This window comes from Humibacillus xanthopallidus (genome assembly GCF_006716675.1).
Taxonomy (GTDB): Bacteria; Actinomycetota; Actinomycetes; order Actinomycetales; family Dermatophilaceae; genus Humibacillus; species Humibacillus xanthopallidus_B.
The window spans coordinates 1,617,226-1,634,811 of record NZ_VFPM01000001.1 but is presented as its reverse complement, the minus strand read 5'-3'; the positions used below and the strand labels follow the sequence as shown (position 1 = coordinate 1,634,811).

The 17,586-nt window shown below is 65.1% G+C and carries 16 protein-coding genes and 2 pseudogenes; 11 read left to right on the top strand and 7 right to left on the bottom strand.

The features are described from left to right. Positions 1–47 precede the first annotated feature (47 nt). Both FBY41_RS23840 and FBY41_RS07155 read left to right on the top strand, forming a co-directional pair. A pseudogene (locus FBY41_RS23840) lies at positions 48–353 on the top strand (IS110 family transposase); the annotation flags it as partial. Positions 354–400: 47 nt separating this feature from the next. Continuing rightward, the gene (locus FBY41_RS07155) at positions 401–1,243 is read left to right on the top strand and encodes a transposase (RefSeq protein ID WP_260439603.1); all 843 of its coding nucleotides are present in this window, start codon (positions 401–403) and stop codon (positions 1,241–1,243) included. Positions 1,244–1,435: 192 nt separating this feature from the next. Here FBY41_RS07155 and FBY41_RS07150 read toward each other — a convergent pair whose 3' ends face one another. After that, on the bottom strand, positions 1,436–2,278 hold the full coding sequence (locus tag FBY41_RS07150) for a hypothetical protein (protein ID WP_141842639.1): 843 nt from the start codon (positions 2,276–2,278) through the stop codon (positions 1,436–1,438). A 128-nt stretch (positions 2,279–2,406) separates the two neighbouring features. Then, positions 2,407–2,949 carry an AAA family ATPase gene (locus FBY41_RS07145; protein WP_141842637.1) on the bottom strand — a complete coding sequence of 181 codons (543 nt, stop codon included), beginning with the start codon at positions 2,947–2,949 and terminating at the stop codon, positions 2,407–2,409. A gap of 488 nt (positions 2,950–3,437) precedes the next feature. Here FBY41_RS07145 and FBY41_RS07140 point away from each other — a divergent pair, with 488 nt between their 5' ends. The 3 genes from FBY41_RS07140 to FBY41_RS07130 all read left to right on the top strand — a co-directional run bounded on the left by FBY41_RS07140 (position 3,438) and on the right by FBY41_RS07130 (position 8,468). Further along, the gene (locus FBY41_RS07140; protein ID WP_141842635.1) at positions 3,438–4,763 is read left to right on the top strand and encodes a hypothetical protein; all 1,326 of its coding nucleotides are present in this window, start codon (positions 3,438–3,440) and stop codon (positions 4,761–4,763) included. A gap of 321 nt (positions 4,764–5,084) precedes the next feature. Continuing rightward, complete coding sequence (locus FBY41_RS07135; protein ID WP_141842633.1) at positions 5,085–5,636, top strand: hypothetical protein; 552 nt, start codon at positions 5,085–5,087, stop codon at positions 5,634–5,636. A 771-nt stretch (positions 5,637–6,407) separates the two neighbouring features. Continuing rightward, positions 6,408–8,468, top strand: a complete 2,061-nt coding sequence (locus FBY41_RS07130; RefSeq protein WP_185748929.1) for a P-loop NTPase fold protein — start codon at positions 6,408–6,410, stop codon at positions 8,466–8,468. 192 nt (positions 8,469–8,660) lie between these two features. Here the strand turns inward: FBY41_RS07130 and FBY41_RS23835 are convergent, their stop codons facing one another. The 3 genes from FBY41_RS23835 to FBY41_RS07120 all read right to left on the bottom strand — a co-directional run bounded on the left by FBY41_RS23835 (position 8,661) and on the right by FBY41_RS07120 (position 9,949). Further along, on the bottom strand, positions 8,661–8,792 hold the full coding sequence (locus FBY41_RS23835) for a hypothetical protein (protein ID WP_260439602.1): 132 nt from the start codon (positions 8,790–8,792) through the stop codon (positions 8,661–8,663). Positions 8,793–8,886: 94 nt separating this feature from the next. After that, positions 8,887–9,222: a DUF2510 domain-containing protein gene (locus tag FBY41_RS07125; protein WP_141842629.1), complete on the bottom strand. Its 336-nt coding sequence runs from the start codon at positions 9,220–9,222 to the stop codon at positions 8,887–8,889. A gap of 340 nt (positions 9,223–9,562) precedes the next feature. Then, on the bottom strand, positions 9,563–9,949 hold the full coding sequence (locus FBY41_RS07120; RefSeq protein ID WP_141842626.1) for a hypothetical protein: 387 nt from the start codon (positions 9,947–9,949) through the stop codon (positions 9,563–9,565). Between the two features lie 172 nt (positions 9,950–10,121). On the opposite strand from FBY41_RS07120, the gene FBY41_RS23830 reads away from it, so the two are divergent. Then, positions 10,122–11,105 (top strand): helix-turn-helix transcriptional regulator, encoded by a 984-nt coding sequence (locus FBY41_RS23830; protein WP_260439601.1) that lies wholly within the window; start codon positions 10,122–10,124, stop codon positions 11,103–11,105. Between the two features lie 249 nt (positions 11,106–11,354). On the opposite strand, the gene FBY41_RS07110 is transcribed toward FBY41_RS23830, so the two are convergent. Both FBY41_RS07110 and FBY41_RS07105 read right to left on the bottom strand, forming a co-directional pair. After that, positions 11,355–11,669: a hypothetical protein gene (locus tag FBY41_RS07110; RefSeq protein ID WP_141842624.1), complete on the bottom strand. Its 315-nt coding sequence runs from the start codon at positions 11,667–11,669 to the stop codon at positions 11,355–11,357. Between the two features lie 298 nt (positions 11,670–11,967). Next, positions 11,968–12,372, bottom strand: coding sequence for a hypothetical protein (locus tag FBY41_RS07105; RefSeq protein WP_141842622.1), 405 nt, complete (start codon positions 12,370–12,372; stop codon positions 11,968–11,970). 594 nt (positions 12,373–12,966) lie between these two features. Here FBY41_RS07105 and FBY41_RS07100 point away from each other — a divergent pair. The 5 genes and pseudogenes from FBY41_RS07100 (at position 12,967) to FBY41_RS07085 (ending at position 17,579) form a co-directional block, all read left to right on the top strand. Next, positions 12,967–13,770, top strand: a complete 804-nt coding sequence (locus FBY41_RS07100; RefSeq protein WP_260439600.1) for an Ltp family lipoprotein — start codon at positions 12,967–12,969, stop codon at positions 13,768–13,770. A gap of 69 nt (positions 13,771–13,839) precedes the next feature. Then, positions 13,840–14,136, top strand: a pseudogene (locus FBY41_RS24245) (DUF2510 domain-containing protein); the annotation flags it as partial. 186 nt (positions 14,137–14,322) lie between these two features. Further along, positions 14,323–15,591 carry a DUF4041 domain-containing protein gene (locus FBY41_RS07095; protein WP_375869862.1) on the top strand — a complete coding sequence of 423 codons (1,269 nt, stop codon included), beginning with the start codon at positions 14,323–14,325 and terminating at the stop codon, positions 15,589–15,591. A 240-nt stretch (positions 15,592–15,831) separates the two neighbouring features. Then, positions 15,832–16,599, top strand: coding sequence for a nucleotidyltransferase family protein (locus tag FBY41_RS07090; protein WP_141842620.1), 768 nt, complete (start codon positions 15,832–15,834; stop codon positions 16,597–16,599). Positions 16,600–16,691: 92 nt separating this feature from the next. Next, positions 16,692–17,579 carry an AAA family ATPase gene (locus FBY41_RS07085; RefSeq protein WP_141842618.1) on the top strand — a complete coding sequence of 296 codons (888 nt, stop codon included), beginning with the start codon at positions 16,692–16,694 and terminating at the stop codon, positions 17,577–17,579. Positions 17,580–17,586: the final 7 nt, after the last annotated feature.

The window sequence follows — 17,586 nt, the reverse complement described above, 5'->3', positions numbered from 1 at the left end:
TCGCGACTTCTTGCAGGTCCACGACGAGACGAGGACGAGGTGGCGACATGGCGACGGTGATCATCGGGGTCGACCCGCACAAGCTGTCGGCGACGATCGAGGTCGTCGACCAACACGAGAAGTTCCTCGGCTCGGGCCGGTTCACCACCGACCAGGCCGGCTACACCGCGATGCTGGCCTACGTGAAGGCCTGGCCAGAGCGGGTCTGGGCGGTCGAAGGCAGCAACGGCGCGGGCCGGCCGCTGGCGCAGCGGCTCCTCGAGGACGGCGAGCACGTCCTCGACGTCCCGGCGAAGCTCGCCGCCCGGGTGCGCCTGTTCGACACGGGCCACAACCGCAAGACCGACGCCCGGGATGCGCACTCGATCGCGGTCGTCGCCGTGCGCACCGAGGGACTTCGGTGCTACAGGTCGACGGCGAGCTCGAGGCGTTGCGGATGCTCACCGACCGCCGCGAGGCGCTGTCCCGGCGCCGGGTTCAGACGGTCAACCGGCTCCACGCCCTGCTCGCGGAACTCCTTCCGGGACAGGCGAAGAAGGACATCACCCCGCTGCAGGCCAAGGCACTGCTCGCCTCGGTCCGCCCCCGGGACGTCGCCGGGAAGACCCGCCGGCGGATCGCCGCCGAGGAGCTCGCCGAGCTGGTCGCCCTCGACGCGAAGATCAAGAAGTCCAGCGCCGAGCTCAAGGCCATCGTGCTGGCCCGCGGGTCGCGCTTGATGGAGCTGCGCGGTGTCGGACCCGTCGTCGCGGCGCGGACGTTGGCCGACGTCGGTGACATTGCGCGGTTCGCGGATCGGAACCGGTTCGCGTCCTGGACCGGCACCGCACCCCTGGATGCGTCCTCGGGTGAGCAGAACCGGCACCGGCTGTCCCGGGCCGGGAACCGGCGGATGAACCACGTGATCCACATCGTCGCGATCAGCCAGATCCGCCTCGACACCGACGGCCGGGCCTACTACCGACGCAAGCGAGCCGAGGGCAAGAAGCCCCTCGAGGCGCTGCGCTGCCTCAAGCGCAGGATCTCTGACGCCATCTACCGCCAGCTCGTCACCGACGCTCGTGCAGGTGAAACGGGCCCGGGAGGGCACTGCGGGGCGACTCAAGAATCCAGCGCGGTCGACCTGCCCCCGCACATCGACACTTCGGATGAGCCACTTCCCGGACCCGCGAAACCGTCGCCACGCCCAGCCTCCACAACACGGAAGACCGACCGCCAACGGAATCTCGAAGCGACCGCTTGACAACAGAAGGGAGCCGGTAAGACGCGTGTCTCTAGTGCCTCGGCGGAGCCGCGGTACCCACACAAGCGCGGGCCGAGCTGTGATCTCAAGCGGCTGGGTGTCGCTCTTCGGAGGATCGCCCTAGGTGTGGTTGCCGGTTCCCGAGAAACGACATACCAAACACTAGAAACTTCTGTTTTCGTCAAATGCATGCTAGTCGACCCTTTCGTCGACTTGCCTCTGATCGAAAGACAGGCCTATGACGGCCTCGAAAGGCACGTCTGCCTCAACACCGTCCACTAGCACGCGAACATTCCCCTGCTGACGAATCTCCCGCCACGCAAAGAAGACCGTAGTCTTCGTACGCGCCGCAGACGTGATCACGACCGTGTCCTCGAACGACTGCTGCTCCTGGAAGGATCGTGACAGGTGCTGGGTCAGCGCACCATCGATCTCCGCTTTCACCTGTACCCAGGGGATACTCAAGCCACCTGTCGCCCTCAGCGCGCGCTCTGTGTCCGTCGTAAGAGTGCGGCTCCAAGTTCGGGAGAGCTTGAAGGTACGTACAGCATCCGACAAGCCGCTGGAGTTGTCGATGACTCGAATTTCCGGATCTCCCACTTCTACTTCATATCTCTTTCCCTCCGAGATCTGGCAGATAACCGTGGAGGGTGTGGGGCTCCAGCCATTCGCGCCAATTTCCTCCACCTCCCTGCCTTGATGTAGGGCGGTCGCAGAGGTTCGTGGCGGGGGCTTCTGAGAGGGCCCAGACAACTTGAACTCAGTCAAGCCGAACTTGCCCACCGCCAACCGGAGGTCTACCTGCTGACCGGGAGACGCCCTAAACTCAACAGCGGCGCGTGCGCTTAGTGCCTTGCCGCTGAGGCCAGGGAACCGAGGTTGCACAGTGTGCGGACCCGCAGCCATTTGCACATGGAGACTTTGGCCCGGCCGCAGACGTCCAACCTCAACCTCATCAAGAAGAATGGGGATGGCGTAGATGTTCGCGGTCCCCCACGTTCTATACACGTTGAGAGAGCAGGAGCTGTCTTCCACAGGAGCCATGATCCCGTATCGATCCCCACACCGGAAGGTCACAGACGCCGCGTCTGCATGCGGCGGTAGGACACTGCCGCTTCGCGGCGAATTGACTCACCTCTCGCGAGGGCACGGATCGCGAGGTGTCAGCTCACGGGTTGGTCCAGCCGAGAACGCAAGGCGCTGACCGTTGCGGCCAACGAGCCCGTGGCGTCGACCCAGATGGCCCCAGGGCGTTGTTCGCGCAGCGCTTGGAGCGACTGGATGAGCAGGGCGGCGTCCTCGGGCCCGACGAGTCGGTTGTTGATCTGGTGCTCTGGGCGATCCGGGTTCGTCGCGCGGGCGGCAAGGCGTGCCGCGAGGCTCGGGGTATCGAGGTCCAGCACGAATTCGTGGAACTGCGCGCCGACTTCACCGGCAAGATGTTCCAGCTCCTCGATGAACGGTGTCTTGGCGAGGTAATGCACCAGGACGACGTCAAATCCGCTGCGGAGGTGTTCTCCGGCCAGCGCGAGGCTCAGCCGTCTGGCGTGCAGGCCGGATGACGGGTCCGCAGCCCAACGCCCAAGCGTGTGTTTGATCGCGTCGACGTCGATGTCAAGTGTCAGCGGACGGTCCTGCGCGAGGGATAGCGCGATGGGTGACTTCCCCGACCCCGGAGGCCCGTTGATGAGGACCAGCCGAGACATGCGCCAACCGTACCGAGCGGACGCCCGGCGATCGTTCGATGCTTCCGACCCAAGTTGACACGCCTTGCGCCCGGCAGGCAGCGGAAGGACTCACCTTCCTGCACTTCGCTGAAGCGAAGGGCGACCGCAATTGAACCATCCACTTGAGAGATGCCTATCCAATCGACCAAATTTGCACCGCAATCATCGGCCCTCTGATTTAACGGAATCGACTCCTCTAAATAGCGCACTAACGCAAACATGCAGGCTGCGTTCGACTGGGCAGGCCGACGCCGAGGGTTAAGCCTGAGCCCGCAGATGGCGGTAGGATGAGGACCGGCTTCTCGCCCTGATGAAACCTCGCAGCCGCGCGGATCGCGGCAGTGGATTCGGTGCCCCTCCCTGCGAACGGTGCCGCCACGCGATGACGTTACCCCGGCGGGTCGCAACTCGGTAAGCGATTCGCAGCCCTCGTGGAATCTTAAACCCTTAGAAGCGGAGGCGTGACAATGACAGGTTTCGAGGTGATCGCCCTAGCCGTCGCGAAGGGTGCTGGCGCCCAAGCGGGGCGACGCGCGGTGTCGACCATTCTGCAGTCGATCACGCTCGAGGACCTCGCGGCTGCGGCCAAGGAACACGGCCAGAAGCTTGACGCCATCTCGGGCCGGGTCGACCGCGTCATCGCCGGCCCGTGGTTGGCCGCCCAAACCATGTTCGCCCAAGCAGGTTACGCGCGTGACGGCCAGAGCCGGCGCGAGTACCTGATACTTGCCCGCGACCGGCTGATCGACGCCGCAGCTATGCAGGAAGGAGCCACCATTGAATCGGCGTCCATCGACCTTCTGCTCTCGTTGGTGTTCGCACTCCTCGATGATCCGGACTCGGCGCTGCGGTGGGCTATCCAGTCCAAGCTTCACGGGTGGCCAGCTATCGAGAACGTTAGCGCGGCTATCGTCGACGATATGCGCAGCGAGCTGGCGCCACGGCGTGGTCTAAAGTCGCTTACAGGGGACCGTCGCACCGCCGACATGAACCGACTATGGCGTCAGGTCGTAAACGACGATGACGGGGCACGGGCGCAATGGAGCCATCTACTCAGCGACGCAGTCGCGGGGCGACCGAGCACAGATCCCCGCTTGCTGGCATACGCGAACCTACATGCGGCAGCGGACGCGTTGGCGCCGGTTCTGCGCGCTGCCGGGGCCATAGACAGTCCCACGCTCTCCGTCGATCTCATACCCACCGTGCGCTGCTCAGCGCCCACTTCGGGCTCCGTGGAATTCTTCCTCCAACTCCACGTCGCACCGGTGCGGACGGCTGTGCTGGCGATCCGCGATGACCTGCTGAGGATCGCGAAGGACAACACCGGAATCGACGAGCTGTGGCTCGTCGACGACCGTTCCACCTGGGGGGATTTCCGCACTTTGACGGAGCGGCCGCAGTTCGCCATCTCCCACACCGCCGTCTGTCGGCGCAAGGCACAGAACAAGGACCGCACCCTGGTGGACGATCGGGACCTGACCCAAGCTGTCGCTGTCGCCATAGCCGCGGTGGCGCGCCTGCCCGAAGTCGGTGGATCCCGTCCCTCGCCGCCGATTCTTGTTGGCATTCACCCCGACGGCAAGTGTGACTGCTTGGGGTACAAAGACGAGGGCGGCCTGACGCCCGAGATGCGGAACTTTGCAGCAAACATGGCTTACGCCCAAGCTGCGGCTGATCGGAGGATGGCAGCCCAAAGCGTGCCGTTGCACACCGAACCTCCGGTAGCCCACAAGACCGTTGCTGCCAAACGTCCCGCACGCACGAACGCACCTCGATCCCGCAAGCCGAAGTAGACGCGCTTGGCCCCGACGTGACCGCTGCCCGCCTGGCTCGACGCTCTCGGCGTCTAGGCCACGAGGTTCGGGTCCAAGGACGCCCGGCACGCGGCGAAAGGGTGCGCCGCTGGGCAGCGGGCTGGGCCACCGGGGAGCGATGACCTCGACACATCCGCAACCTTCGAGCGGTCAAGGGATGTGCGGCGGTTTACTCCGTTCGGGAAGTAGCCCCGCCGAACACGTTGCATGAAAACCGTTGACGGGTGCCTCCGCGAGCCCACAGGATGGAGTTCCAAACGTTGGTCGTTGCCTTCAACTGGCCCTTTCAAGGAGTGCAGCATGAGTTTCGGCCCGCCAGCAGACCCCGCATACCTGTCCTTTCGTGACGGCGTCATGGTCGCCAACGACGACCTGCCGGACAGGTTCCGTTGGAGATGGAACCCTGGGCATAAGCGTTGGTTCACATATCCCGCTTCGAAATGGATTCTGGATGAATGCGGCGTCACGAATACCACACCAGGATCAGGATTCGACCTTATCCGCAACGACGACTCAGCTGTCGAGCGAGCGCGGGCCGATACTTGGCTCCCGGAGCTCTTCGCGCGAGTCTCGGAGGCATATGAAAAGCAGCGGCGGCTGTGGCCGAACCTGGTCTGGACTTTCCATGGCGGAGGCGACTGGCGGTCAGCCGTGGCCCGAGAAGGTGGGTATCCCGACGTTGATCACCCAGGTGACACGGCACCACCGGATGACGCTTCTTGGACGGACGGACTGAACCCCGACTGTGTGAAGAGAGTAAACGAAGTCCGTGAATGGATTCGCTTAGGCGCCATCACGACGGCCGACGGCCAGCGTCTGATGCGAAAGATCGTCGAGGACTGCACAGGCTGAGCGCAGGCACAGCACGAAGGTGGCACGAAGGCGGGAAAGAGGGCATCCCGGACCGGCCCGCGACGACGTCGAGCAGCCGCACGTGCAGGTTGCCGTGCTTGTCGCGTTCCCCCGGTTGGCCGTCGCCTTCATGGTCAGCTTCGTGGCTGACAGCTCGGCCGCGACTTCTGCATCCGGGCAGAGCCGGCTGCAGCTGTTGAACAGTCGGGCGGTGGTCCGGGCGAATTGCGCCTTCACAGTTGGTGCGGCGACGAAGCCACCCAGTACGAGCAGTTCTGCAGCGCCGCCACACAACATCCCCGGCAACAGCCGCGTTCACGAAGGCGCTACGCGGCGGAAGGACACAGGTCGTCAACGCGCTTCACGTCGGCAAGGTACGGAGAGCGTCAGCCGTGCGATACATCAGTGTCGACGAGTTCTGTTGCCGTCAGGTCCGGCTGATCCGCTGAGAGGGTTGAACGCGCTGTGCACAGTAACTTCATGCCGCTTGCTGCGCTCTATCCCACCGCCGGCGCCCTGGCGCGGACTCAGCAACGTCCACTGAATTGGGACGGCCGAGGGTGTCGAACTCATCGAGCTGTCCACGGAGCGTTGGCGCGTTGGTCTACCCTCACCCACTGAGTCATTCTCTCGATGAGGGAACCGCCGACGTCTTCGCACAAGGCCTGGAGATCACACGTGAATGAACCGAGAACTCAGAGGTCCCCTTGGAAGGGCTGGCGTGACGATCCGATCAAGACCCCTGCTGACGACCGACTCCGTCGTGCGCCCATGGCGCAACGCACGGCCCAGCTGATCGCCGAGAATCACAGCCCTGAGTCCAGCGTCGTGTACGGACTCGAGGGTCCTTGGGGTAGCGGCAAGTCTTCCGTCATCGCGCTCATCACCGCCTACCTCACGGAGGCGCCCGACAGCGATTGGCAGGTCGTGACTTTCACTCCGTGGGCGACCTCGGGCACCGAGGGCTTGTTCTCGGAGTTCTTCGCCGCGTTGTCCACTGTTGATCCCGGGGTAGGCAAGAAAGGTCTCCGGGACCTGATCACGTCGTATGCCGACATAGCGCGGCCCCTTGCCTCGCTGATCCCCTTCGTCGGCGCCGCAGCCGGTGACCTTGCGACGGCGGCGGCGAAGCGTCTGGAGAAGCCTTGGAACGTCGCGTTCGACGAGATCGCCGCAGCCCTTCGAGAGTTGGACACCCGAGTGATCGTCGTGGTGGACGATATCGACCGGCTTCAGCCCGGTGAACTCCTTGACTTGCTGAAGGTCGTTCGCCTGCTCGGTCGCTTCCCGGGGGTGGATTTCCTATTGGCGTACGACGAGCAGACTCTGGTCGAAACCCTCCGGACCCCCGGGCAAGGCACGGCCTCAAAGGCACGTGCTCGTTCGTTCATGGAGAAGATCGTTCAGTACCCGCTCACCATTCCGTCGCTCCTCACCAGTCAGATCGTGCGGATTCTCGACTCCGGTCTGACAGAGATCCTGACGCTGGAGCGGGTCGAGACGAGTTTCGACAAGCAAAGGTTCGGCGACATCCTCCTGACCACAATGCCCAGGCAGCTAGCCACACCAAGAGCGATCGAGCGCTTCCTCGCGCAGGTGCGCGAGCAGCTCCGCGCCCATGACCTCGATGAGATGAACGATGTCGACCTCATCCTGGCGACCTTCCTGAGGGTCCAGTTCCCCGACGTGTTTGCAAAGCTGCAGGCCTGGAAGGCCGATCTCACGAGGGTGGCCTCTTCGTATATCGGCTGGAACCCACGCGAACGGCAGCAACCCGACTGGGACGCCCTCGTGAACGTCCTCGAGCAGGAGGAAGATCGCCGGGACGCACTGTCGGTGCTTGGTGCGCTCTTCCCTGCCGTACGCGAGAAGAACCCCTCTCGCCTTCCTGCGGGACGGTTCGCGCATCCCGACTACTTCGATCGCTACTTGGCTCAGGCCATCCCCGAAGGCGACATCCCCGACGCCTTCATCAGCCAGTTGTTGGAGGCGGCAGCAGCTGGCGACGCCCACGATCTGCGTGCCCTTTTGACCGACGACGACAACGATCGGGTGCTGCTTGCGCTCAGCAAGATCCGGGCCCGCTACCCCGACGTCGACGAGGTCCAGTACCACACGGGCCCGCAGGGTCTGGTCACCTTCGAACTCCTCGGGGTGGCCATGGCGTTGGTCGACGATGCGGGTGACGATCGGTTGACAACCTGGACATCGACGAGCGATCAACTCCGTTGGTGGGCTGCCGCGCTCCTTCGACGGCTACTCGATGCCGAGCCCAGCCGTGACGTCGACCCGGCGCTGCTCAGATGCTCCCAGATCCACCCCCGGACGCATGTGCTTACGACTGCCACACGCGACCTAGACAGGCTCAGTGACGCGACTGAGAATGCCCTGACCGCCGCTCTGCAGCGCGAGGTTGATCGGATCCTGCCCGTGCTCATCGCCGACCTACGACAGGGCGACGGCTCGGACGGGGAGTCCGGTAGTAGTTTCCTCTACGAACTTGTCGCGGACTCGCCGAGCCTTGAAGGACTGCAGAGCCAGATCGCCGCCGGCTTGGCCGCGAACGACTTCACCATTGAGGACGTCGCCGCGAGGTTTGTCGGCCTGGCATACGTCATCGGTGGGGCAGGCCGCCCATCGAGCGCGTCCTTCTCGGGGGAGCTCTTTACGAAGGTTACTGGGACCGAGGCACGCTCGGCCGACCACGTGGAGACGGGAGAGTGGTACGACACAAGTTGGACTCGTCGCCGCGAGTTTGCTGCGCAATTCCTCACTCCGACGGCCGCCGAAGACCATGACACCGTTCAGGAGCTGGCCGATGATCAGCACTAGTGCAGCAGAGTTTTGTAGCACTGGTGGTCGAGTCCACTCTGCGCTCAAGCAGACTCAGCTAGGGCCCACCCGGCTGACGGAACGGCGAGCAGAAGGCGCTCAACCGGGACGGGTGCTCGGTAGCCGATCTGCGGGTGGTGCGAAAAGGACGGGCGGCGAGGTGAAGTGGGCAGTCGGCGCCTCCAGAAGGGGTCAACGCGTCATTCTCCAGTGCGCCAGTCCTAACTCGGTGCTGCTGTGCGCCGCCCGACTCGCGACGATGAGACGCACACGCGTCGCTTCGCTGACTTGGTCGAGGTCGTCGCCGTCGAGCACGTTGCCCATGCCGGTGCTGTGGAAGCCGCCAGCTGCCAGTCGCGACTATTGACACCGGGACTTTCCGGCGACTCTCGGTTGACCACCTCGCCCAACTCGTGCCCTACTGCGCAGTCTTGTCAGCAGTCCTATTGGTCCAGGAGTTTCCATCGTGGTAGCGCAGTTTCGTCGGGTCGTCGGGATGGTCGTGCCATCCCATTGGGATGGTCGTAGTCACCTGCTGGCGAGAACCGGCAATCACGATGCCGAGGGCAATAACAAGCAGCACGGCCCCCAGAATGCCGAAGACCCAGGGAGCCGCCGTACCGCGCTCACGAACACCGAGGTACCCGCGGACGGCGTTGTCGAAGTTCGCGTTGCTCTGCAGGCGAAACCCCCAGGCGATCGACGCCGCTCCCAGCAATCCCAATATCCAAACCCAACCGCGACGCGTAATCATGCGCGCAGGTTAGCGAATCCGTCGCTGAGATGAACGCCCTCTGGGTGAGTGGTGAGACACGTCTTCGTAACGAAGGCGGTCACTCCTGTCATCCAGGGCAACACCCCCCAACGAATCCGACGGCCCGACCCGCCGCGCTCACCCCGCGGTCTCCGGAGGCGATCGGGGTGCAGACCCCGCCAGAGTCGTCGACGTCAGTGGGAGGCCCCTAGAGCCGGCTATTTCCGGAGTGGGACTCGCAAGCATGAGGTCGGCACGCGGCGGAATGCTCCAAACCGCCCCGCCCCCTCCCGGATCGTCATCGGGGGCAGCGCGACGCACAGGAAACCTTCCGTCTGCGTCAATTTGGCGTCTCGTCGGCCCCAGGACAGTTGCCCGTCAGCGTCGGCCTGCCGTTCGGGGCGGGGGTCGTCAGGTAGTGATCCGCGACCCAGAAGTCCCCACGGCCATCGAAGGCGTCGATATGCCACCAGAGGCTGTTGCCGTTCGGGCCAACCCGGTCGCCGTACGACCAGCACCACAAGCCAACAGTTGCCCCTGCTGGAAGCCCATACGCGCCGGTCTTCGCCGAGATGGCGGGCGCGTTCCGATACGCGACGCCGGTCCCGCCGGTGCGACCCCAGTCGACCTGCCAGCAACAAGCGTTGGCCGCTTGCGCGGGTGCTGCGCTCGCCGCCAGAATGGCGCCGGCCGCGAGCGCCCCTGCAGCCAGTTTTCGAACGTTCATCCAACTCTCCTCCCGTGCGGGTGGCCCAGCCCTAGCGCATCAGGCCGCTCAATCCCAGAATGAAGCGCCGGGCACTCGGCGCCCATTCGCCAACGGGTGGGCAGGGGCATCCTCCGAATAATGATGGTGGCTACGCTCGACCGGTCGGCAGAATGCAGGTTGACTGGCCACTGTGACCACACGCTCCGCTGGCGACGGCTTGGCCCCTTTCAGCGATTCGACGATACGCGTGCTCCGCTTGGCCGACCGTGCCATCTCGATGGCGCCCCGAGGAGACGACTTCCGGCTGTACGCCGCGATTCGCGTGGCGATGGACTGCTTAGCCAGCATCGACAGCTTCTACGTGGCGCTGATCCGGCCGGGAGTGGGCATGACCGCCTTTCCTTACACCTTCGACCATGGACAAGCTTTGCCCATCGAGGTGCTTCCCTACGGGCCCAAGGGGCTGACCGCATGGATGATGGCCAGCCAGAAGACGTACCGTTACCGCGACGATGATGGCGCCGTCATCAACCGCGGCTACATGTTCGGTGACGAGCAAGAGACCTCCCGCGACGCCATCGTCACGCCCCTTTGGGACGCTGACTCCGACATCCCGGTTACTGGGTTCATGGCGGTCCTGAGCTCCGAGCCAGACACCTTTACCGACGAGCACGCGCGCGCCTTCGAGTGGCTCGCCAGCGCACTCGCCTTGGCTCGCTCACACCGCGATACGGAGAAGGAACGCCTGGGGCTCGCGGAGCTCTATCCCGAACTCGGCGGTCCGGAGATGTCAACCACCGAGGACCTGATCAACTTCGTGGCACAGGAGCTCCACGGCCTGCAGCACTCGCTGGAAGTCCTGGAGAGCTCGCTCGAGAACTCGGCGACGCCAGGTGCTGTCATTCATGAGCTAACCGCTCGGTGCTCGATGCTCCTTGGCAAGTTCTCGCAGCTCGCCAGCGTCGCAGCAGGCCCTGACGTCCTGGCCACGCTCACGCCACGCGAACGTCAGGTGGCCGAGCTTCTCGCTCGTATCGACGGACCGAGCAATCGCGATATTGCGGCTTCTCTGGGGGTCAAAGAGACAACTGCGAAGTCACATGTCGCGGCTGTCCTTCGCAAGCTCGGAGTGCGGCAGCGCGCAGAGGTTCGCTGGCGGCTCGCGCAACGCTGACTCGGGATGGGACGCCACCGACACGGCGACATGGGACGCCACCGACACGGCGACGTTGCCGTGGCCAGCATTTTCTAGTTGGACTCTCCGACTGCTGTCAGCCGCAGGTGACGTGGGCTCAAGATCCCGTCGGGGCGTTCGACTGGCAGCGGGGTGACGCACGGCTGATCCCCGTAATTGCGGCACAGGAATACCCCGCTCAGGCGCGAGTGCTCCTGTCACCTCCGGATCTATGGGGTGCGCGGGCCGTCAAGCCGGCGGAAAGAACTTTGGTCCGGCCGAATCGTGAACGCAATACGGCATTACATCGTCAAGTACACAGACCCAGTCCCAGATACCAGAGAAGGGGAGATCCAAGGAGGCGCTGACGGCAGGCGCCGACTGTTTCATCAGGAAGACCGAACGCGGGTTTCCAGAACTGTCTTCCGCTTCATAACGAGTGATCCGTCCGTTCTCTACGTAAGCCAGAATCTTCGTCCCTTCGGGACTCTCCTTCACCACTTGTAGTCCATCCGGGAGATCCTCCGAAGAAAAACTCTCCAAACGGAACTTACTCTCAGCCATGTTCTTTCGACCCCCTCGTCCGGCGCCAAAGGTCACTATCCCGGATACTTCTCCACCATCAGGCTACTACCCACAGGAACCCACGGGAAGAGTCATAGCGCCAACTGAATCGGCTGCCGCTGGTCTCGGACGCCGCGCTCAGCGGGACCACTGACCAGAGCCACGGAGGTCGACTGGCGGCGGAAGGACTCACCCCGTCTACCGTCCGGGCGGTGTACGTGCCGGGCTGACCGGTTCGAAAAGGGGCCGCGGGCGGCAGGCGCTGAGAACTGCCTGCTGCCGAAGGCAGCTGCGAGTACTAGTGCGTGTCTTGCAGGATGAGATTGAGTCCGTCGTCAGGGTGATAGGTCCAACGCGCCTTGATCCCGTCCCACTCGTCGGTCTGCTGTCCGTCAAGAGCGCGAGTAGTCTCCATGTGCTTCTTGACTGCACTGCTTACGTTGAGCTTCTCCAGGAGGCAGTCGGTTTGCTCCATCCGTAGCGACGCGCCCATCTCGTCCTTGCCGATACCATTAACGGTGACCGTGCGACCGCCGTCGTCCACGCTTACTTGGCTTCCGATCCCGCAAGCGTCGCGAGCATCTGCAAATCGCGTGGGTGCTGATGCGGTTGTCGTCGAAGGAACCGCGCGCGTGGGATCGGCTGCCTTGCCGCAACCAGCGAGCGCGAGCGCGAAGAGAAGGACGCCTGCTGTGAACTTCATTGACTTTGACTCTCCCTGTGACTTGCGCGGTCATTCTGCACGTTGCTTCGAAGGAGAGAATGGTCGCACGAGGCAAGGAAGGGCTCTTCACCGGTGGCCTACGTCAACCATCGAGCGAGAGATGTTAGCCCCTGCTGACCGACACCCACTCGTCCAACGCGCCGAGTATCGTCCGAGGAGGGCGCCAGTGCTTGTGACCTGTTGGCACTTTGGTGGGGACGCCCGTCAGGTGCGAAAAGACCAATGCCGCTCTGGCCCGCGCCGACCCAATGCTGCCACCTTGACGTCTGGCGGCTGACGCTGGTGCCGTTCCCTCACGACCAGGCACGGACCTGCGGCCGGAGATGATCGGGCAGGTTCCCCGCTATCCACCCTGCGGTCGGGGCACCTCCGGTTGGACCGTCGCCAGGCCGTCCTCGCCCTCTCTCATGTCGGTTGAGGCGGGAGGCCCATAGGTCGAACGGGTGATTCGTCCAAAGCGGAGACAGAAACGCCCCGTAGGCCGAGACTGTCCGGGGGGAGGGGACGAAAGCGCACATAGCGGTGCTGTCCTCAAGAACAACTCACGACACCAAGACAGGGGACATGGCACCTATGAGCGACTACTGGGGCCAGAACGACGGCACCGAGCCCACCCAGCCCATGCCGCAGGCTGGGTTTCCGCCTCCGCAGGGCCAGCCGTACTCGAGCGCTGCGCTCACGGAGGAGCTGGCGCCCAAGAAGAAGATGAGTCGAGGCAAGAAGGTCGGTCTGTGGACTGGGGGCATTCTGACCGTCCTCGTCGTGATTGGTGCTACGAGCCAGCAGCAGCCCGCCGCGACACCGACCGCGGAGCCGGTCGCCGCCGCGAGCACCTCCGAGCCGGGCAACTTCCCGGCCGTCGACCCGTCGGTTCAGGCGTCGCTCGACAAGGTCGCAGCCGACCAGGCAGCCGCTGAGAAGGCCGCAGCCGACGCAGAGGCGAAGGCCGCAGCCGACGCAGAGGCGAAGGCCGCAGCCGACGCAGAGGCCAAGAGGAAGGCAGACGAGGCGGCCAAGAAGAAGGCAGCGGAGGATGCCGCCGCAAAGGCAGCAGCGGAGGCCGCGGCGGAGAAGGCAGCGAACGCGATGACGGTGTCGCAGGAACAAGCGGTCGCCAAGGCCGAGGACTACCTCGAGTACACCGCGTTCTCCCGCAAGGGCCTCATTGAGCAGTTGCAGTACGAGCAGTTCTCCAAAGCCGACGCGACATTCGCCGTCGACCACATCAAGGTGAATTGGAACGAGCAGGCCGCGAAGAAAGCGAAAGACTACCTCGAGTACACTGCGTTCTCGCGGGGTGGCCTGATCGATCAGTTGAGGTTCGAGGGCTTCACTCTGGCCCAGGCCCGGTATGGGGTCAAGGCGGTCGGTCTCTGACCGGCCGAAGACGGCATGGCGCGGTCCGACGAGTAGCGCACTGAGTTCCGGAATGGTCCCTTGACGTAGATGCCGACGGGCATGGCGGAGTGGTGCAACGCGTGCTTAGGCCGCGATCAGAATGGTCACCACGCGGCGGATAGGCGCTCCCTGCGTGGTTGCCGTGCTGGAGGCGTCGCCGGGGTCCGCTCCAGGTGGTGGCCGCCTTTCATCGAGGTGCGCTCTCTGGTGGCGTCGAATAGCGTGACCCAGTCGAAAGGGAAATGCATGGCGGGCAATACGGCGGCTGGTTGGTATCCGGATCCGATGAGGAGGTTCGAGCACCGTTACTGGGATGGTGGCAGGTGGACGGAGCACGTAAGCAGCGCCGGTTCGCAGTCCGTCGACCCGGTTGAGGCAACAGTCCCCGAGGGTGGAACTCCCACGTCCTCGTCTGGGCATCAGGTCGCGTCAGGAACCTCTGCAAACGACGGAGGGGCCAACTCCGCTCCCGTAGCTGTCGTGGCGGGAGCGTCGATTCCGCTGTCTGAGGCGGCTGCCCACGCGGCGACCATGAAGGTCACCACGTTCAACGCGAAGCGCATCGCCAGTGAGCTCCAGAGCGAGTACGCCGTGCTCACCCGTGAAGTGGCGCGCCTACAAGCGATCTTGGCCGATCTGGGCGCGTTGGACATGGCCGCCCGGCAGCGCCGCATCGACGAGCAGCGACAGACGGAAGAGGCGCTGCGCCATCAGGTCGCTGAACTGCGACGCCAGCTCAGCGAGCTGGACCAACAGGTGATCGTCAACCGCGACCGACTCGTCCTCGAAGAGGTTGGCCTTTTTGACTTCGAGCACCCCGCAGAGGCGTCTGCCTCGCTGGCGACAGAGCTTGAGTCCTTCAGGTCACAGATACGGCAGGCGAACAAGCTGGGAACCGCCATCACCGCGACGTCGAACTTCACGTTCAACAACTCCACCGCCAAGGGCCGCACCTTCGTCAACCAGATGAGCCGGATCATGCTCCGCGCCTACAACGCCGAGGCCGAGAACGCCGTCAAGACCGTCAAGGCCGGCAACCTCGCTTCAGCGCAGAAGCGACTGTCGACCGCCCGAGACCAAATTGCCAAGCAGGGCCAGATGATCGATCTCAGCGTGACCGATCACTACCACTGGCTACGGTTGCGCGAGCTGGAGCTGGCGTCCCGGCACCTGCAGGCCGTTGCCGCCGAGAAGGAACTCGACCGCGAACGGCGGGCCGAGCTGCGGGAGCAGCGCGCACTGGAAGCCGAGATCAAACGCGAGAAGGAACGGTTGGAGAAGGAACGGACGCACTACCTCAACTCGATCCAGCGGCTCCGAGACTCCGGTGACGCCCAGGCGGCCGACGCGCTCCAAGCCGAACTCGACCGGATCGACGCCGAGATCGCGGAAGCCGACTACCGCGCGGCGAACATCCGCGCCGGGTACGTCTACGTCATCTCCAACATCGGCGCCTTCGGCGAGGGCGTGGTCAAAATCGGTATGACACGACGGTTGGAACCGATGGACCGGATCCGCGAGCTCGGAGATGCCTCCGTCCCGTTCACGTTCGACGTCCACGCCCTGTTCTTCAGCGACGACGCTGTCAGCATCGAGGCCATGCTCCATCGGGAGTTCGCCCAGCAGAGGCTCAACAAGGTCAACCCACGCCGCGAGTTCTTCAGGGTGCGACCCGAGCAGGTCCTCGAGGCCCTGACCGAGCACAAGGTCTCCGTGCTCGAATTCACCACGCACGCCGCAGCGGACGACTTCAGAATGAGCTGGCCCAGCGGCTACTCATCAGACCCGATGACACGCTAGCGACGCCGGCGGGGTAAGACTCCCGGACCCCCAGGGACCCCACCCTCTGCTTCATCCCCGTTCAGGCTCCAGCCACAGACCCTGGGTGAAGTGGGTCCCTGTGACTGTCGCCGGTCGGCACGCGGCGATAGGGGCGCCTCAACATGGGCGGCGTGGAGGGGTCCAGGGTGGGCGCCGGAGTGCGGTCTATCACCTCTGGTTGAGGCCGTCTTGCACTGGCTCCGCGGGTAGGTTCGAAGGGTGAGCGAGAGTCTCAACGCGCCCCATCCGGCCGCCGTGCACGGTCGAGCCGCCCACGTCCGCGGCCTCGTCCTCGCGGCGGGTGCCGGCAAACGGATGGGCGGGCCGAAGGCGCTCCTCCGACGGCACCCGGACGATCCGACACTGGTCGAGCAGGCCGTCTCCCTTCTCCACGCCGGCGGCTGCACGGGCATCACCGTCGTCGTCGGAGCCGCCGGCCAGGAGGTGTCCGCCATCGTCACCGCGCTGGGCCGCGACGTCGACGTCGTCCCCTGTCCCGACTGGCACGAGGGCATGGGCGCCTCCCTCCGGGCCGGACTCACAGCCCTGACCCGCTCCACCCACGAGGGCGAGGGTTGCGTCGACGCGGTCCTCGTCACGTTGGTGGACCTCCCGGACCTCACGCCTGAGGTCGTCGCCCGCGTGCTCGACGCGCCGCGCCACGTCGACAACACCCATTCCCCGCACCCCGACCCCGACGACCACTCGGTCGAGCTCCACCAGCCCGCCAGCCCCAGCCCCCGCACGCCCACCACCCCCACCAGCCAAGAGCTCCGAGCGACACTGCGCCGGGCAGCATACGACGGCGTCCCCGGGCACCCGGCGCTCATCGGGCGCGCCCACTGGGATGCGGTCATCGCCTCGGCGGTCGGCGACCACGGCGCCCGCCACTACTTCCGCGGCACCCCGCACGAGCTTGTGGAGTGCGGCGACCTCGCCACCGGTCGCGACGCCGACACCCCCGAAGAGCTCGGCACGTCGCGCTAGCCCCGGCGACCCCGCCGTGCCGCCGATCTCGCCGATCCCGCCAAACGGGCCCACCGCTTCCGCAACCTGCGTCGATGAGTGATGCTCAGGGGGTGGATCACCTGTTCGCCAGTGCCGACGACGTCACGACTGCGCTCGCCCGCACCGGCTACCTTGCCGACGACGCCCTCGCGACCATCACCTTCCTCGCGACGCGGCTCTCCCGCCCGATCCTTCTCGAGGGTGAGCCCGGCACCGGCAAGACCGCTCTCGCCGAGGCCCTCGCCCAGGCACTCGACCTCCAGCTCATCCGCCTCCAGTGCTACGAGGGCATCGACGCGACGCAAGCCCTCTACGACTGGGACTTCCCGCGCCAGATCCTCCACCTGCGCACCGTCGAGGCCATCAGCCGTGACGAGCACCGCGATCCGAAGGTCCTCGAGGACGAGCTCTTCGACGAGCGCTTCCTCCTCGCACGCCCGGTCCTCCAGGCTCTGCGCCAAGCACCGTGCGTCCTGCTCATCGACGAGATCGACCGCGCCGACGACGAGTTCGAGGCCTTCCTCCTCGAGGTCCTCTCCACCTGGCAGGTGACGATCCCCGAGCTCGGCACCGTCAGCGCCGCCACTCCGCCCATCGTCGTGCTCACCTCCAACCGCACCCGCGAGCTGCACGACGCGCTCAAGCGCCGCTGCCTCTACCACTGGATCGACCACCCCGGCCTCGCCCGCGAGCTCGAGATCGTGCGCACCCGCCTCCCCGAGGTCAGCGCTGCCCTCGCCGAGCAGGTCGTCACCCTCGTCCAGCGCCTCCGCACGTCGGGCGAGCTCATCAAGCCCCCGGGTGTCGCCGAGACGCTCGACTGGGCGCGCGCCCTCGAGACCGTCGGCGCCACCCGCCTCGACCCCGAGGTCGCCGCCGCGACCCTCGGCGCTGCCCTGAAGTACCGCGAGGACTCCGAGCGGATCCGCGCGTCGCTCGACAAGCTCCTCACCGCGTGAGCAGCAC

Excerpts from the sequence above, each read along its gene's own strand:
- FBY41_RS07095 (WP_375869862.1), top strand. The coding sequence starts at position 14,323 with ATGAAGGTCACCACGTTCAACGCGAAGCGCATCGCCAGTGAGCTCCAG.
- FBY41_RS23835 (WP_260439602.1), bottom strand. The coding sequence starts at position 8,792 with ATGGGCAACGTGCTCGACGGCGACGACCTCGACCAAGTCAGCGAAGCG.
- FBY41_RS07110 (WP_141842624.1), bottom strand. The coding sequence starts at position 11,669 with ATGGCTGAGAGTAAGTTCCGTTTGGAGAGTTTTTCTTCGGAGGATCTC.
- FBY41_RS07105 (WP_141842622.1), bottom strand. The coding sequence starts at position 12,372 with ATGAAGTTCACAGCAGGCGTCCTTCTCTTCGCGCTCGCGCTCGCTGGT.
- FBY41_RS07125 (WP_141842629.1), bottom strand. The coding sequence starts at position 9,222 with ATGATTACGCGTCGCGGTTGGGTTTGGATATTGGGATTGCTGGGAGCG.
- FBY41_RS07145 (WP_141842637.1), bottom strand. The coding sequence starts at position 2,949 with ATGTCTCGGCTGGTCCTCATCAACGGGCCTCCGGGGTCGGGGAAGTCA.
- FBY41_RS07130 (WP_185748929.1), top strand. The coding sequence starts at position 6,408 with ATGGCGCAACGCACGGCCCAGCTGATCGCCGAGAATCACAGCCCTGAG.
- FBY41_RS07140 (WP_141842635.1), top strand. The coding sequence starts at position 3,438 with ATGACAGGTTTCGAGGTGATCGCCCTAGCCGTCGCGAAGGGTGCTGGC.
- FBY41_RS07135 (WP_141842633.1), top strand. The coding sequence starts at position 5,085 with ATGAGTTTCGGCCCGCCAGCAGACCCCGCATACCTGTCCTTTCGTGAC.
- FBY41_RS07120 (WP_141842626.1), bottom strand. The coding sequence starts at position 9,949 with ATGAACGTTCGAAAACTGGCTGCAGGGGCGCTCGCGGCCGGCGCCATT.
- FBY41_RS07100 (WP_260439600.1), top strand. The coding sequence starts at position 12,967 with ATGAGCGACTACTGGGGCCAGAACGACGGCACCGAGCCCACCCAGCCC.